This is a genomic window from Inhella gelatinilytica (assembly GCF_016093295.1).
GTDB classification, from domain to species: domain Bacteria; phylum Pseudomonadota; class Gammaproteobacteria; order Burkholderiales; family Burkholderiaceae_C; genus Inhella; species Inhella gelatinilytica.
This window is the reverse complement of the sequence record NZ_JAEDAL010000005.1, coordinates 56,108-69,905: the sequence shown is the minus strand read 5'-3', so window position 1 is coordinate 69,905 and position 13,798 is coordinate 56,108. Positions and strand designations below refer to the sequence as shown.

Sequence of the window (13,798 nt, the reverse complement as noted above, 5' to 3'; positions counted from 1 at the left end):
GTCGGCGCGTTCAGTACACCAGCCGATCGGGCCGGATGTCGCGCAAGATGGTCGTGGCGATCTCTTCGATCGACTTGTGCGTGCTGGACAGCCAGGCGATGCCTTCGCGTTTCATCATGGATTCCGCCTCGGCGACTTCGTAGCGGCAGTTCGCAAAATCGGCGTATTTGCTGCCCGGCCGGCGCTCGTTGCGGATGTGGGCCAGCCGGTCGGGGTCGATGGTCAGCCCAAAGCACTTGGCCTTGTAGGGCTTGAGCGAATCCGGCAGGCGCCCACGGTCGAAATCCTCCGGTATCAGCGGGTAGTTGGCGGCCTTGATGCCATGCTGCATCGCCAGGTACAGGGAGGTGGGTGTCTTGCCCGACCGGGAAACGCCCACCAGGATCACGTCAGCCGAGGCGAGGTTACGGGCCGACTGACCGTCGTCGTGCGCCAAAGAGAAGTTGATGGCCTCGATGCGCTCGTGGTACTCCTGGCTCTTGGCGGCGTCGCCAAAGCGACCCACGCGGTGGTTGCTCTTGAGTTGGAATTCCTCTTCCAGCGGCACGATGAACATGCCGAACATGTCCAGCACCAGGGCCTGGCAATGCTCGCGCACGATGGCCAACACCTCTTTGTTCACCAGCGTGGCGAAAACGATGGCGCGCTGCCCCGATGCCTCGGCCACTGCGTTGATTTCACGCACCACCTCGCGTGCCTTCTCCTCCGAATCGACGAAGGGGCGCCGCACATGCCGTGCCCGCAGCGTGAATTGGGCCAAGATGGAATTGCCAAAGGTTTCGGCGGTGATCCCGGTGCCATCCGAGAGGAAATAGACGGTACGGTCGGTCATGGCGGCGAAGGCTGGGGCAAAAGACCATCCTAGCCTCCCTAGAATCAAGCCCAATCGTTGCCCGCCGGTGACTCCCTGCCTTCCAGAACCAGAACAACAGCCCGGCAGTGCGTGTTTGGGCGCGGCGACCCCCGGTTTTCACCATCGAGGAGTTGTTCCATGTCTGCACGCTTTGAGCCGACCGCCCTGGTCGTGCCCTTTGACCATCTACGGATGGAAGACGTTGAAGTGGTTGGCGGCAAAAACGCCAGCCTGGGCGAAATGATTTCGCAACTGGCTGAAACCGGGGTGCGGGTGCCGGGAGGGTTCGCCACCACCGCCCATGCGTTTCGGGAGTTCCTCCGCGAGGGCGGTCTGGATGCCCGCATCAACGCCAAACTGGATGCCCTGAATGCTGACGACGTGCGGGCTCTGGCCGAGGCGGGAGCGGAGATCCGGGGCTGGGTCATGAGCCAGCCGTTCCCCAAGGACTTGGAGGCTGCCATCCGCACGTCGTATGCGGCGTTGGCTGCGGATTTGCCAGATGCCAGCTTCGCCGTCCGCAGCTCGGCGACGGCCGAGGACTTGCCTGACGCCAGCTTTGCGGGGCAGCAGGAAACTTTTCTGAATGTGCATGGCATCGAGGATGTGCTGCACAAGGTGCGCGAGGTCTTTGCTTCGCTCTACAACGATCGCGCCATCAGCTATCGCGTCCACAAGGGTTTCGTGCACAGCCACGTGGCCCTTTCGGCTGGCATTCAGCGCATGGTGCGCTCGGACCTGGGCAGTTCGGGGGTGATGTTCACCATCGATACCGAGTCCGGTTTCAAGGACGTGGTCTTCATCACCAGCAGCTATGGGCTCGGGGAGACCGTCGTGCAAGGCGCGGTGAACCCGGACGAGTTTTATGTCTTCAAGCCGTCCTTGGCCAAGGGGCTACTGCCCATCATTCGCCGCAATTTAGGCAGCAAGCTGATTCGCATGGGTTTTGCCACGCCGCAGGAGCGGGTCGAGTCGGGCAAGCTGGTCAAGACCGAGGACACGGCGGTGGAGTTGCGCAACCGTTACTCGCTGACGGATGCGGATGTCGAGGAATTGGCGCGTTACGCCGTCATCATCGAGCAGCACTACGGCCGCCCGATGGACATCGAATGGGGCAAGGACGGCGAGGACGGCAAGCTCTACATCCTGCAGGCCCGGCCCGAAACGGTGAAGAGCCAGGCGCAGGTGGAACACCGCTACAAGCTCAAGGCCGGCAAGGACAGCGTGGTGCTGGCTGAAGGCCGTGCCATCGGTCAAAAGGTGGGCACGGGCCGCGTGCGCATCGTCCACAGCACGGCCGAAATGGAGCGCGTGCAGCCCGGCGATGTGCTCGTCACCGACATGACCGACCCCAACTGGGAGCCGGTCATGAAGCGCGCAGCGGCCATCGTCACCAATCGCGGGGGCCGCACGTGCCACGCGGCCATCATTGCGCGCGAGCTCGGCATTCCGGCGGTGGTGGGCTGCCACGACGCCACCGAGACCTTGAAGGACGGTCAGTTGGTCACCGTGGCCTGCTCCGAGGGCGACACCGGGTTCGTGTACGAGGGCTTGATCGAGGCCGAGGTCACCGAAGTCGAGAAGAAAGAGCTGCCCTACTGCCCGGTCAAGATCATGATGAACGTGGGCAACCCCCAGTTGGCCTTCAACTTTGCTCAGATGCCCTCGGGCGGTGTGGGCTTGGCGCGCCTGGAATTCATCATCAACAACAACATTGGCGTCCATCCCAAGGCGATCTTGGACTATCCGGCCATCGATGCCGACCTCAAGAAGGCCGTCGAGTCGGTGGCTCGGGGACATACCAGCCCGCGCGCTTTCTATGTGGACAAGCTCGCTGAGGGCATTGCCACGATCGCGGCCGCGTTTTACCCGCGCCCGGTCATCGTGCGGCTCTCGGACTTCAAGAGCAATGAATACCGCAAGCTGATCGGCGGGTCTCGCTACGAGCCGGACGAAGAAAACCCCATGCTGGGTTTCCGGGGTGCGAGCCGTTACATCAGTGGGGACTTCTCCGACGCCTTTGCCATGGAGTGCGAGGCGCTCAAGCGGGTGCGGCAGGACATGGGACTGAGCAACGTCGAGATCATGGTGCCCTTTGTGCGCACCGTGAAGCAGGCCGAGCGCGTCGTGACCATGCTGGGTGAGCGGGGCCTCAAGCGCGGCGAAAACGGGCTGCGCGTCATCATGATGTGTGAGGTGCCCAGCAATGCCATCCTGGCTGATCAGTTCCTGGAGCACTTTGATGGCATGTCCATTGGCTCCAACGATCTGACCCAGCTGACGCTGGGCTTGGACCGCGATTCCGGCCTGGAGCAGTTGGCGGGCGACTTCGATGAGCGCGATCCGGCCGTGCGCAGCCTGATCAGCCGGGCCATCAATGCCTGCCGCGCCACGGGCAAGTACATCGGCATTTGCGGCCAGGGGCCCAGTGACCACCCCGACTTCGCCGACTGGTTGGCGGCTGAGGGCATCACATCGATCTCGTTGAACCCCGATACCGTGATCGACACCTGGGTGCGGCTCGCGGAGCGTCGCTGAGCCACGCGTCGCAGAAATCCGCTAGAATCGCGGGCTTTCCCTTGCCGGGGGCGTCAGACGCCGCGCCCGGCTTCCATTTCGGAACCCACAAGGAGTTTTCATGCGTCACTACGAAATCGTGCTGCTGATCCATCCGGATCAGAGCGAGCAGGTTCCGGCCATGCTGGAGCGCTACAAGGGCATCGTCACCGCCGCCGGCGGCAAGGTGCACCGCGTTGAGGACTGGGGCCGTCGTCAGCTGGCCTACATGATCCAGAAGCTTGCCAAGGCCCACTACGTGTGCCTGAACATCGAAACCAGCAAGGAAATCCTGGCTGAGCTCGAGACTGGCTTCCGCTACAACGACGCCGTGCTGCGCCACCTGACCATCAAGAAGGACGTCGCTGAAACCGCGCCGTCGATCATGATGAAGGCGGTGGAGCGCGAGGAGTCGCGCAAGGCCAACCAAGAGGCGGCTGCCGCCTAACGCTTTCGGAGGACGTCACTGCACACCCCAGAGTCGCTTGCCCCCTGCTCGGTCAATCAAATGACCTTGAGCGCACGGTGGGTTGAGCGAGCTGCGCTGCGCTACACGCCGGCTGGAATGCCGGCCCTGGATTTGGTGCTCGAACACCTGGGGCAAACCGCTGAAGCGGGCTTGCTCCGGAAAATCGAACTGAGAGTCCGGGCCGTGGCCCTCGGGCCACTGGCGCGCGAGTTGCAAACGGTGCCCGCTGACACCCAGCACCTTTGGTCTGGGTTTCTGGCACCGGCCCGCAACGGCAAAGGGGTGGTGATGCACATCACCGGCATCCAAACAGTGACACCGACGAATCCCTGAGATCAACAGTACGAATCCAAGAGGTCCAACATGACCGTTTCTCGTGGCAAGGGTCGCTTCTCCAAAGACAAGAAGCCCAAGCGCAACCAACAGTCGCTGCTGTTCCGTCGCAAGCGTTTCTGCCGCTTCACCGTCGCCGGTGTTGAGCAGATCGACTACAAAGACGTGGACACCCTGCGTGACTTCATCGCCGAAAACGGCAAGATCACCCCGGCCCGCCTGACCGGCACCCGCGCCATCTATCAGCGTCAGCTGACCAACGCGATCAAGCGTGCTCGCTTCCTGGCCCTGCTGCCGTACAGCGACCAGCACAAGGCCTAAGCAAGGGAGACCTGAACATGCAAATCATCCTGCTGGAAAAAGTGGCCAACCTGGGCAACCTGGGCGACATCGTCAAGGTCAAGGACGGCTACGCCCGTAACTTCCTGATCCCGACCAAGCAAGCGCGCCGCGCTACCGAGGCCGCGATCAAGGAATTCGAAGCCAAGCGCGCTGAGCTGGAAAAGATCGCCGCTGAGAAGCTGGCTGGCGCGCAAGCGCTGGGCGAGAAGCTGAACGGCAAGACCATCACTGTGGCCCAGAAGGCCGGTGTGGACGGTCGCCTGTTCGGTTCGGTGACCAACGCCGACATCGCCGACGCCATCAAGGCGCAAGGCATGGACGTGGTCAAGGGCATGGTTCGACTGCCCAACGGTCCGCTGAAGCACACCGGTGAGTTCGCCCTGCAAGTGGGCCTGCACTCTGATGTGGTCGTGGACATTCACGTGCACGTGGTCGCCGCCGCCGAATAAGCTGCTGGCGCCCGATGCGCTGAGGCCGGACCCGCAAGGGCTCCGGCCTTTGTTATTGGTGTTTTGAGTTTTCCCCCGCTGTGCACCGCATTTGCACGGCTTGCCCCCAGGCTTGTCCACAGCCGGAGTGGGCCTGCGCTCCTATCATCCCGTGATGTCATCCAACGCGTCTTTTGCCCCCACCTTGGTTCGTGAAGACGACCTCGCTCGTCTGCGCGTGCCGCCGCACTCCATCGAGGCCGAACAATCGGTTCTGGGCGGTCTGCTGATCGACAACAGCGCCTGGGATCGGGCGGCTGACCTGGTGAGCGAGAGCGACTTTTACCGCTTGGAGCACAAGCTCATCTTTGCGTCCATCGGGCGCCTGATCACCGCCGGCAAGCCGGCCGATGTGATCACGGTCAACGAAGACCTGGGGATGCAGGGCAAGGCCGAGGACTGCGGGGGCTTGGCCTACCTGAACGCCCTGGCCCAGGCCGTGCCTAGCGCGGCCAACCTGCGTCGTTACGCAGAAATCGTGCGCGAGCGGGCTGTGCTGCGCAAGCTGGTGACCGCCAGCGATGAAATTGCCTCGGCAGCCCTGGCGCCGCAGGGCCGAACCGTGTCCAGCATCCTGGACGATGCTGAGAGCAAGATCCTGCGCATTGGCGAAGAGGGCATGCGCGGCGGTCAAGGCTTTCATCGCATGGACAAGCTGATGGTCCAGTTGATGGAGCGCGTCAACGAGTTGGCCGAAAACGGCGCCAACGATGTGACGGGGGTGCGCACCGGGTTCTTCGATCTGGACCGCATGACCGCGGGTTTACAGCCTGGCGACATGATCGTCCTGGCGGCGCGCCCGTCGATGGGTAAAACCGCCTTCGCGTTGAACATCGGCGAGCATGTGGCCGTGAACGAAGGCCTGCCGGTCTTGGTGTTCTCCATGGAAATGGGTGCCTCACAGTTGGCGCTGCGGATGGTCGGTTCGATCGGCCGCGTGGACCAAAGCCATTTGCGCACCGGTCGGCTGCAAGACGACGAATGGGGCCGCATGATGGAGGCGGTCGAGCGCCTCGGGCGGGCCCCCATGTTCATCGACGAAAGTCCCGGCCTCTCCCCCTCGGAAGTGCGCGCGCGGGCGCGGCGCCAGGCGCGTGAGTGCGGTCAGCTCGGCCTCATCATCATCGACTACCTGCAGCTGATGACGGGCGAGAGTGGGGGCAGCGAAGAAAACCGCGCCACCGTTCTGGGCGAGATCTCGCGCGGCATGAAGGCCTTGGCCAAAGAATTGCGCTGCCCGGTGATTGCGCTCTCGCAGCTCAACCGTTCGGTCGAGCAACGTCCGGATAAGCGCCCGATGATGAGTGATCTGCGCGAATCCGGTGCCATTGAGCAGGATGCCGACGTCATCATGTTCATTTACCGCGACGAGTACTACACCAAAGAAGAGTGCAAGAAACCCGGCGTGGCTGAGATCATCATCGCCAAGCAGCGTAACGGCCCGGTGGGCACCGTGGAACTGGGCTTCCAACGCATGCACACCAAGTTCGAGAACTTGGCTCCCGACTATCAAGGCGGTGGGGCGGAGTACTGAGCACGCCGCCTTTGCGGATGGGCCTTACAGCATCAGCAACGCCAAACCCAGGGCCGCCGGGATGGCCTGGATGAACAAAATGCGCTTGTTGGCGGTGGCGGCACCAAAAACGCCGGCGACCAGCACGCAGCCCAGAAAGAATACTTTCACCAGTAGCCCTGCGCTCGCCCCCAGCCACAGCCCCCAAAGCAAGCCAGCGGCCAAAAAACCGTTGTACAGCCCCTGGTTGGCGGCCAGCACTTTGGTCTGTTGAGCGAACTCCTGCGTCAATCCAAACGCGCGGCGTCCTTGGGGCTTGTCCCACAAGAACATTTCAAGCACGAGGATGTAGACGTGCAAGAGTGCAATCAAACCCACGACAACATCGGCCCAAAGGGACATGGCCATCTCCAAGAGGCAGGCGTCAAGCCAGCCTTGTACGTTGAACGGTGAAGACCCGCATTAGGCACGGGCGCCAGGCATTCGAGTACCTGGGATCTCCCGGTAAGGCTAAGGCCCCGTGAAGTCCGAAACTTGACATGGGCGTGCTATAGTTTCGGCCTCTTCTGTGGGGGGGTAGCTCAGCTGGGAGAGCGTCGCGTTCGCAATGCGAAGGTCGGGAGTTCGATCCTCCTCCTCTCCACCACAAGAATTGCTCAAGGGCTTGGTTTCGACCAAGCCCTTTTTTCTGGCTTCGAGGGCCGTGCCCAAGGCACCTCAGGGCCGACGCGGAGCCGGCTGCATCACCCCCTCGGGGAGAATGCGCTCATGCACTTTGTTCACTTGCGCGTTCACACCGAATTTGCGGTGGTTGATGGAACGCTTCGGATTGATGACGCGGTCAAGGCTGCCGCCAAAGACAAACAGCCCGCGCTGGCGGTCACTGACCTCGGCAACCTCTTTGGGGCTGTTAAGTTCTACAGGGCCGCCCGAAAAAAAGGCGTCAAACCGATCTTGGGGGCCGACTGTTGGCTGGAGCCGGAAAGTGCGCCTCCGGGCCAGGTGGCCCAGCCGCCCCGGGTGCTGCTGTTGGTCCAGAACCGCCAAGGGTATTTAAACCTGTGTGAACTGCTCAGTCGGGCGTGGGTCGGCAATGTCATCCGCAACCAGGCCTGTCTCAAACGGGAGTGGCTGGCGGAGTTGAACGAGGGCTTGATCTGCCTGTCGGGATTCGGATTCGGTCCCCTGGCGGCGCCTCTGGTGGCGGGAGACGAAGCCCGTGCGGACACGGTGGCGCTGGAACTGGCGGCCGCGTTTCCGGGCCGCTTTTATGTGGAGTTGCAGCGCGTCAAGGGGCAGGCCCACGAGCGCCTCGTTCGCTCCAGCTGTCAGTTGGCGGCGCGGCTGGGTTTGCCTGTGGTGGCCACGCATCCCGTCCAGTTCTTGGACGAGGAGGAATACACCGCCCACGAGGCGCGCGTGTGCATCGCCGAGGGCGATACGCTGGACAACCCCAAGCGCGTGAAGCGGTTTGTGCCGGACCAGGCGTTCAAGTCGCAAGCAGACATGCGCGAACGCTTTGCCGACATACCCAGCGCGGTGGCGAACGCGCTGGCCATCGCCGAGCGGTGTTCGATTGAATTGGTGCTGGGCAAGCCGCAACTCCCTGACTTTCCGACACCCCTGTTGGACGATGGCACGCCGATGCCGATGGAGCAGTACTTCCGTCAGCTGAGCTTTGAAGGGCTGGAGACCCGTCTGCAGCACCTGTACCCGGAGGCCGCCAAACGGGAGGCGGAGCGCCCGCGCTATGTGGAGCGTTTGGAGTTCGAACTGACCACCATCATCAAGATGGGATTCCCCGGGTATTTCTTGATCGTGGCGGACTTCATCACCTGGGCCAAGGCGAATGCTTGCCCCGTTGGGCCGGGTCGAGGGTCGGGTGCCGGTTCGTTGGTGGCCTATGCCCTGTCGATCACGGACCTGGATCCTCTGGCCTACAACCTGCTCTTCGAGCGTTTCTTGAACCCGGAACGGGTGTCGATGCCCGACTTCGACATTGACTTTTGCCAGGGTAACCGCGACCGGGTGATTGACTACGTCAAGCAAAAGTACGGACGCGAGGCCGTCAGCCAGATCGCCACCTTTGGCACCATGGCCGCCAAGGCCGCGCTGCGCGATGTCGGGCGCGTATTGGGTATGAGTTATGGCCATGTGGATGGCATTTCCAAGCTGATCCCAGCCCCCCCGGGCAAGACCGTGACTTTGGCGAAAGTACCGGAGAAGCCGGATCCAGGGGTGATCTATGCCCGGCAGGAGGAGCCGGAATTGGAGCGCCGTGAAGCGGCCGAAGAGGAGGTGGCGACCTTGCTCGGTCTGGCCACTCAGGTCGAGGGCATGGTGCGCAACATCGGCATGCACGCCGGGGGTGTGCTGATCGCTCCCGGAAAGATCACGGACTTCTGCCCGCTCTATCAGCAGCCGGGCTCTGACTCGGCGGTAAGTCAGTACGACAAAGACGATGTCGAAGCCATTGGCCTCGTGAAGTTTGACTTCCTGGGGTTGGCGACCTTGACCATTCTGGAGTTGGCCAAGCACTACATCACGGCGCGCCACGACCAAAGCTTTGCCTACGAAAACCTGCCGCTGAACGACGCGAAGACCTACAAACTGTTCAGCGATGGCAAGACGGAAGCCGTGTTCCAGTTTGAATCGGCGGGCATGCAAAAGATGCTGCGCGAGGCCAAACCCACGCGGTTGGAAGACCTGATCGCCTTGAACGCCATGTTCCGCCCCGGGCCGTTGGAGAACATTCCGTCCTTCTGCGCACGAAAGAATGGCAAGGAGAAGATCGAGTACCCGCATGACTTACTGGGGCAGGTGCTGAACGAAACCTATGGCATCTTTGTGTACCAAGAACAGGTGATGCAGGCCGCTCAGCTCATGGGGGGCTACTCGCTGGGTGGGGCCGATCTGTTGCGCCGCGCCATGGGCAAGAAAAAAGCCGAGGAGATGGCGCAGCACCGGGAAATCTTCCGTACTGGGGCGGCCAAACTGAACATCGCCACCGAGAAGGCCGATGAAGTTTTTGACTTGATGGAGAAGTTCGCGGGTTACGGCTTCAACAAGTCGCACGCGGCGGCGTACTCCCTCTTGGCGTATCACACGGGCTACATCAAGGTGCATTACACGGCCGAGTTCTTCGCGGCCAACATGACCATTGAATCGGACAACACCGACAAGCTCAAGATCTTGCTCGCGGATGCACGGGCCTTTGGCATTGACTTTCAGCCGCCCTGTATCAATCGCAGTGAGCTCAAGTTCGTGCCCTTGGGTAAAAAGCTCATTAGCTATGGTTTGGGCGCCATCAAGGGCACCGGTGCAGGCGCCATTGAGGTGATCGAGCGGGTCCGGCGCGAAGGCGGACCGTTTAAGAGCCTGTTTGATTTCTGTGCTCGCATGGATCGACGTACGGTCAATAAGCGAGTGGTCGAAGCTCTGGTTAAAGCGGGGGCGTTTGACACGGTGCACCCCGACCGAGAGCGGGTTCTGGAGTCCGTGGGCCTCGCCTTTCAGCACGCGGAGCAGTTGGAGGCCAACGCAGCGCAGGGTGGGCTCTTCGACTTTGCCGATGCCCCCGCTTCAGAGCCGGAACTGCTGGAGGCACGGACCTGGGGCGTTCGCGAGCGACTGGCCTTTGAAAAGGCTGCCATTGGTTTTTATTTGACGGGTCATTTGTTCGATGAACATGCCACGGAAGTCCGTCGCCTCTGCCCGAAGGCACTGAACGAACTGGAAGACAGCCGTGAGCCGGTGATGGTGTCGGGAATCGTGAGCGACTTCCGTGTGGTGAACGGCGCACGGGGGCGGGTGGCCATCTTTAAGTTGGATGACGGGGTGGGTTTGCTGGAGGTGGCCTGCTCGGGCGAGGTGTACGACCAGAACAAAGATCTGATCGTTGAGGACAACCTGCTGGTGTGCCAGGCCACGGTCCGTTTTGACAATTTCAGCAACGGATTGCGCGCCAAGGCCCAACAGTTCATGGATTTGGCGGGAGCACGCAGCCGCTTTGCCAAAGCACTGCAAATCGATTTGCCGCACCCCACGGAGGCGCAGGTCGCGGCGTTCAAGTCGTGGGTGCTGCGCCATCCGGCTCAACGGGTTGAAAGCGAGGAGGGAACGCTCACTCGCGGGTTGTCGGTTCGCTGGCCTTTGCGCCTGGGCCGTGCGAGTGGCGATGTGGAACTCGGCCCGGCGGCGTTGCACTGGCCCAGTGACGCCGCACTGTTGGAGTTGCAGCACATGGGTGTGCCGGCCCAGTTGCTCTACCGCTAAGCTGGCGGGGTGACAACAACCACTCCTTCCACCGGCTTGATCCTGACGGGCGGTGGCGCGCGCGCTGCTTACCAGATTGGGGTGCTGCAAGGTATCGCGCAGATCAAGCGAGATGCCGGGGTCGGCGGCAACCCGTTCCAGGTGATTTCGGGTACATCCGCTGGCGCCATCAATGCCGCAGCGCTGGCCTGTGAGGCGGATCATTTTGACGGCGCAGTCGATGCGCTGGTTCGCTTGTGGTCGCGCTTGCATGTGGAGCAGATTTACCGTGCCGACGCCTTCGGCGTGATGCGAACGGGTGGGCGCTGGGTCACGATGATGACCCTGGGTTGGGCCATTCAGCGGTGGCGAAAGTCGCAACCTCGTAGCCTCCTTGATAACGAGCCGCTGGGTGAGCTGCTGAAGCGGACCGTTCGGTTCGAGCGCCTGCCAAAAATCTTTGCGGGTGGCCACTTGGATGCTTTGGCGGTGACGGGATCCAGTTACTCCACTGGGCATCACATCACTTTTTATCAGTCACGCCAGGGCGTTGAGCCTTGGTTTCGATCCCAGCGTTCTGCCGTTGAAGCGCCGATCACGCACAAGCACCTCCTGGCCTCATCGGCCATCCCGTTCATCTTTCCCGCCCAGACCCTGGAGTTGGCGGGAAGCCCAGAGTGGTTCGGCGATGGTTCCATGCGGCAAAACGCCCCCATCTCGCCCGCGATTCACCTGGGGGCGGAGCGGGTGTTGGTGATTGGGGCCGGGCGCATGCAAGAGGCGGGTGCCGCTCCCGATCTGAAACTGCCGGTCGGGGGCTACCCCAGCATGGCGCAGATCGCAGGTCATGCGATGTCCAACATCTTTTTGGATGCATTGGCCGTTGACATTGAGCGCCTGCAGCGGATCAACAAGACGCTGGCGCTGCTGCCACCGGACGTGCGAGACAAGACGCCGCTTCGACCCGTGGATGTGTTGGTGATTGCCCCCAGTCGACGCCTGGACGAGATGGCGGGTGAGCACCAACATGAGCTGCCCGCCACCATGCGCGCACTGCTCGGAACCGTCGGGGTGACGGGCAAGGGCAGTACGGCCCGGGGCTCGGTGCTGGCCAGTTACCTTTTGTTCGAGTCCGGCTACACGACCGAACTCATCTTGCTGGGCATGACGGATACCCTGAATCGGCGGGCGGACGTGCTGAAGTTCTTCGGCTGGCCCTCGACCCCCATGGAACCGAGTTGGCGGCGCCTCTTGACCCCCCCGGAAGCGACATTCGTTGCAAAGGACGCGCCAGCCGGAGGCGGTGCGTCAAGTCTCAGCCAGGGTGACCCAATGGGCATAGAAACCGCCCAGGGCTAGCAGTTCGCTGTGAGTGCCGGACTCCACGACCCGACCCGCTTGCATCACAAAGATGCAGTCTGCATGGCGTACGGTCGAGAGCCGGTGGGCAATCAAGATGACGGTCTTTTGCCCCTGATGACGTGTCAGGGCTTCCTGCACAGCGCGTTCGCTTTCGGTGTCCAGTGCAGAAGTGGCTTCATCGAAGATCCAAATTGGGGCGTCCCGGTACAGGGCCCGGGCGATGGCCAATCGCTGACGCTGTCCGCCAGACAGCGTGCTGCCATTGGCTCCGATGCGAGTGTGTAGACCCTCCGGAAGGCTCTGGACAAAGTCCCAGAGGGCAGCATCGCGAAGAGCGGCTTCGACTCTGGCCGGGTTGGGGTTCTGTGCATAAGCGACGTTCGACATCACGCTGTCGTCAAAGAGCACAATGTCCTGGCTGACGACGGCAAACCGGCGGCGTACTTCGTTCAGTGTCAAAGACTGGGTGTCGTACCCATCCAGCAGGATGCGGCCACCCGACGGGGGGGCAAACCCTTGAAGTGCATGGATCAAGCTGCTCTTTCCCGCCCCCGAGGGCCCGACCAGTGCCACCGTATGACCGGCGGGAATGTGCAAACTCAGTCCATCCAGCGCAGGCGCGGCACTTCCTTCGTACTGCAGGCGCAGATCCTGGATTTGAAGATCGCCCCGGCATTCGGGGAGGGTGCCTGTCCCTGGGTCGCGCTCCGCGGGCACGTCGAGGAGGGCGGTGCAGCCCTGCGCGACGATCAAGCCATTGGTAATGGGCTGGGCCACTTCCGCCAAATGGCGTGCCCGGCTCATGAGCAGCAATAGCGCTGTGCAAAACGCCGCGAAATCGCCTGGGGTACTGCCCTCCACTCGGCCTTGATACAGCGCCATGCTGACGATGGCCGAGAGCCCCACTGCGGCGATCAGTTGCGACAGCGGTTGGGACAGGGCATTGGCCGCCACTTGTTTTAGCGTTTGACGTCGCACTTGGGTCGCGGCGTCTGCAAAACGCGCGCGCTCAAACGGCACGGCATCGAAACTTCGAATGAGCTTCCAAGCACGGGCCGCGTCATCCACCACGGATGACAGGGTGATCTGGGCATCGTAGGCCGCACTACCGACCCGCCGCACGCGCTGGTTGACCTGTTTCAGGACCACAGCCATCACCGGTAGCGTGACGAGCGTCATCAGGGTTAGTTTCCAGTTCATGAAGAACAGGTACCCCAACATGGCCAACGCCGGCAAACCATCACGCAGCAAGGTGATGCTGGCTTGCCCCAACAGCTGAATGGCTTGTTGGGGGTCTGACACGACTTGCGTGACCGCGGACCCACCCGGCAATTTGACGTAATAAGTGGCCTGCGCCCGCAGCAAGGCATCCATCAAGGCTTGTCTCAGATCCAGGACCGTTCGACCGATCGTCCAGTGCAGCAAATACTGGCCGAGAAAGCCAAAAATCCCCCGAATGGCGAACAAACCGATCAAGACGGCCGGCACGGCCCACAAAGAAAATGCCCCTTGTTGCGCGAACCCGTCATTCAGGGCGGTCTTGAGCAACTCGGGAATCAGAACCTCGGTCCCACCGACTGCGACGTAAGCCGCTATGGCGGCGGCCAATCCTCGCGCATGAGGGCGAG

The 13,798-nt window shown here is 62.1% G+C and carries 11 protein-coding genes and 1 tRNA gene; 9 read left to right on the top strand and 3 right to left on the bottom strand.

Annotated features, from left to right (window positions below):
* Positions 1-10 precede the first annotated feature (10 nt).
* A complete protein-coding gene (ppsR, locus tag I7X43_RS11085; RefSeq protein ID WP_198101011.1) occupies positions 11-832 on the bottom strand; it encodes a posphoenolpyruvate synthetase regulatory kinase/phosphorylase PpsR in 822 nt (273 codons plus the stop codon).
* A gap of 159 nt (positions 833-991) precedes the next feature.
* Here ppsR and ppsA point away from each other — a divergent pair, with 159 nt between their 5' ends.
* The 6 genes from ppsA to dnaB all read left to right on the top strand — a co-directional run bounded on the left by ppsA (position 992) and on the right by dnaB (position 6,575).
* Positions 992-3,391, top strand: a complete 2,400-nt coding sequence (gene ppsA / locus I7X43_RS11080) for a phosphoenolpyruvate synthase (protein WP_198101010.1) — start codon at positions 992-994, stop codon at positions 3,389-3,391.
* 100 nt (positions 3,392-3,491) lie between these two features.
* Entirely contained in the window at positions 3,492-3,857 is a 366-nt protein-coding gene (gene rpsF, locus I7X43_RS11075; protein WP_198101009.1) for a 30S ribosomal protein S6, read from the top strand.
* A 60-nt stretch (positions 3,858-3,917) separates the two neighbouring features.
* Entirely contained in the window at positions 3,918-4,211 is a 294-nt protein-coding gene (gene priB, locus I7X43_RS11070) for a primosomal replication protein N (protein ID WP_198101008.1), read from the top strand.
* A gap of 30 nt (positions 4,212-4,241) precedes the next feature.
* Positions 4,242-4,532, top strand: a complete 291-nt coding sequence (gene rpsR / locus I7X43_RS11065; protein ID WP_198101007.1) for a 30S ribosomal protein S18 — start codon at positions 4,242-4,244, stop codon at positions 4,530-4,532.
* 17 nt (positions 4,533-4,549) lie between these two features.
* Positions 4,550-5,002: a 50S ribosomal protein L9 gene (gene rplI / locus I7X43_RS11060; RefSeq protein WP_198101006.1), complete on the top strand. Its 453-nt coding sequence runs from the start codon at positions 4,550-4,552 to the stop codon at positions 5,000-5,002.
* Between the two features lie 154 nt (positions 5,003-5,156).
* Positions 5,157-6,575, top strand: a complete 1,419-nt coding sequence (gene dnaB, locus I7X43_RS11055) for a replicative DNA helicase (protein WP_198101005.1) — start codon at positions 5,157-5,159, stop codon at positions 6,573-6,575.
* 24 nt (positions 6,576-6,599) lie between these two features.
* Here the strand turns inward: dnaB and I7X43_RS11050 are convergent, their stop codons facing one another.
* Positions 6,600-6,956, bottom strand: a complete 357-nt coding sequence (locus tag I7X43_RS11050; protein WP_198101004.1) for a DUF1304 domain-containing protein — start codon at positions 6,954-6,956, stop codon at positions 6,600-6,602.
* Positions 6,957-7,124: 168 nt separating this feature from the next.
* Here I7X43_RS11050 and I7X43_RS11045 point away from each other — a divergent pair.
* The 3 genes from I7X43_RS11045 (at position 7,125) to I7X43_RS11035 (ending at position 12,167) form a co-directional block, all read left to right on the top strand.
* Positions 7,125-7,200: transfer RNA gene (locus tag I7X43_RS11045), tRNA-Ala, on the top strand.
* 122 nt (positions 7,201-7,322) lie between these two features.
* Positions 7,323-10,829: a DNA polymerase III subunit alpha gene (dnaE, locus tag I7X43_RS11040; protein WP_198101003.1), complete on the top strand. Its 3,507-nt coding sequence runs from the start codon at positions 7,323-7,325 to the stop codon at positions 10,827-10,829.
* 9 nt (positions 10,830-10,838) lie between these two features.
* Positions 10,839-12,167 carry a patatin-like phospholipase family protein gene (locus tag I7X43_RS11035; protein ID WP_198101002.1) on the top strand — a complete coding sequence of 443 codons (1,329 nt, stop codon included), beginning with the start codon at positions 10,839-10,841 and terminating at the stop codon, positions 12,165-12,167.
* On the opposite strand, the gene I7X43_RS11030 is transcribed toward I7X43_RS11035, so the two are convergent.
* Positions 12,117-13,778, bottom strand: a complete 1,662-nt coding sequence (locus tag I7X43_RS11030) for an ATP-binding cassette domain-containing protein (protein WP_246480360.1) — start codon at positions 13,776-13,778, stop codon at positions 12,117-12,119. The two genes, I7X43_RS11035 and I7X43_RS11030, sit on opposite strands and share 51 nt — an antisense overlap.
* Between the last annotated feature and the right edge of the window lie 20 nt (positions 13,779-13,798).

Excerpts from the sequence above, each read along its gene's own strand:
- ppsR (WP_198101011.1), bottom strand. The coding sequence starts at position 832 with ATGACCGACCGTACCGTCTATTTCCTCTCGGATGGCACCGGGATCACC.
- ppsA (WP_198101010.1), top strand. The coding sequence starts at position 992 with ATGTCTGCACGCTTTGAGCCGACCGCCCTGGTCGTGCCCTTTGACCAT.
- rpsF (WP_198101009.1), top strand. The coding sequence starts at position 3,492 with ATGCGTCACTACGAAATCGTGCTGCTGATCCATCCGGATCAGAGCGAG.
- priB (WP_198101008.1), top strand. The coding sequence starts at position 3,918 with ATGACCTTGAGCGCACGGTGGGTTGAGCGAGCTGCGCTGCGCTACACG.
- rpsR (WP_198101007.1), top strand. The coding sequence starts at position 4,242 with ATGACCGTTTCTCGTGGCAAGGGTCGCTTCTCCAAAGACAAGAAGCCC.
- rplI (WP_198101006.1), top strand. The coding sequence starts at position 4,550 with ATGCAAATCATCCTGCTGGAAAAAGTGGCCAACCTGGGCAACCTGGGC.
- dnaB (WP_198101005.1), top strand. The coding sequence starts at position 5,157 with ATGTCATCCAACGCGTCTTTTGCCCCCACCTTGGTTCGTGAAGACGAC.
- I7X43_RS11050 (WP_198101004.1), bottom strand. The coding sequence starts at position 6,956 with ATGTCCCTTTGGGCCGATGTTGTCGTGGGTTTGATTGCACTCTTGCAC.
- dnaE (WP_198101003.1), top strand. The coding sequence starts at position 7,323 with ATGCACTTTGTTCACTTGCGCGTTCACACCGAATTTGCGGTGGTTGAT.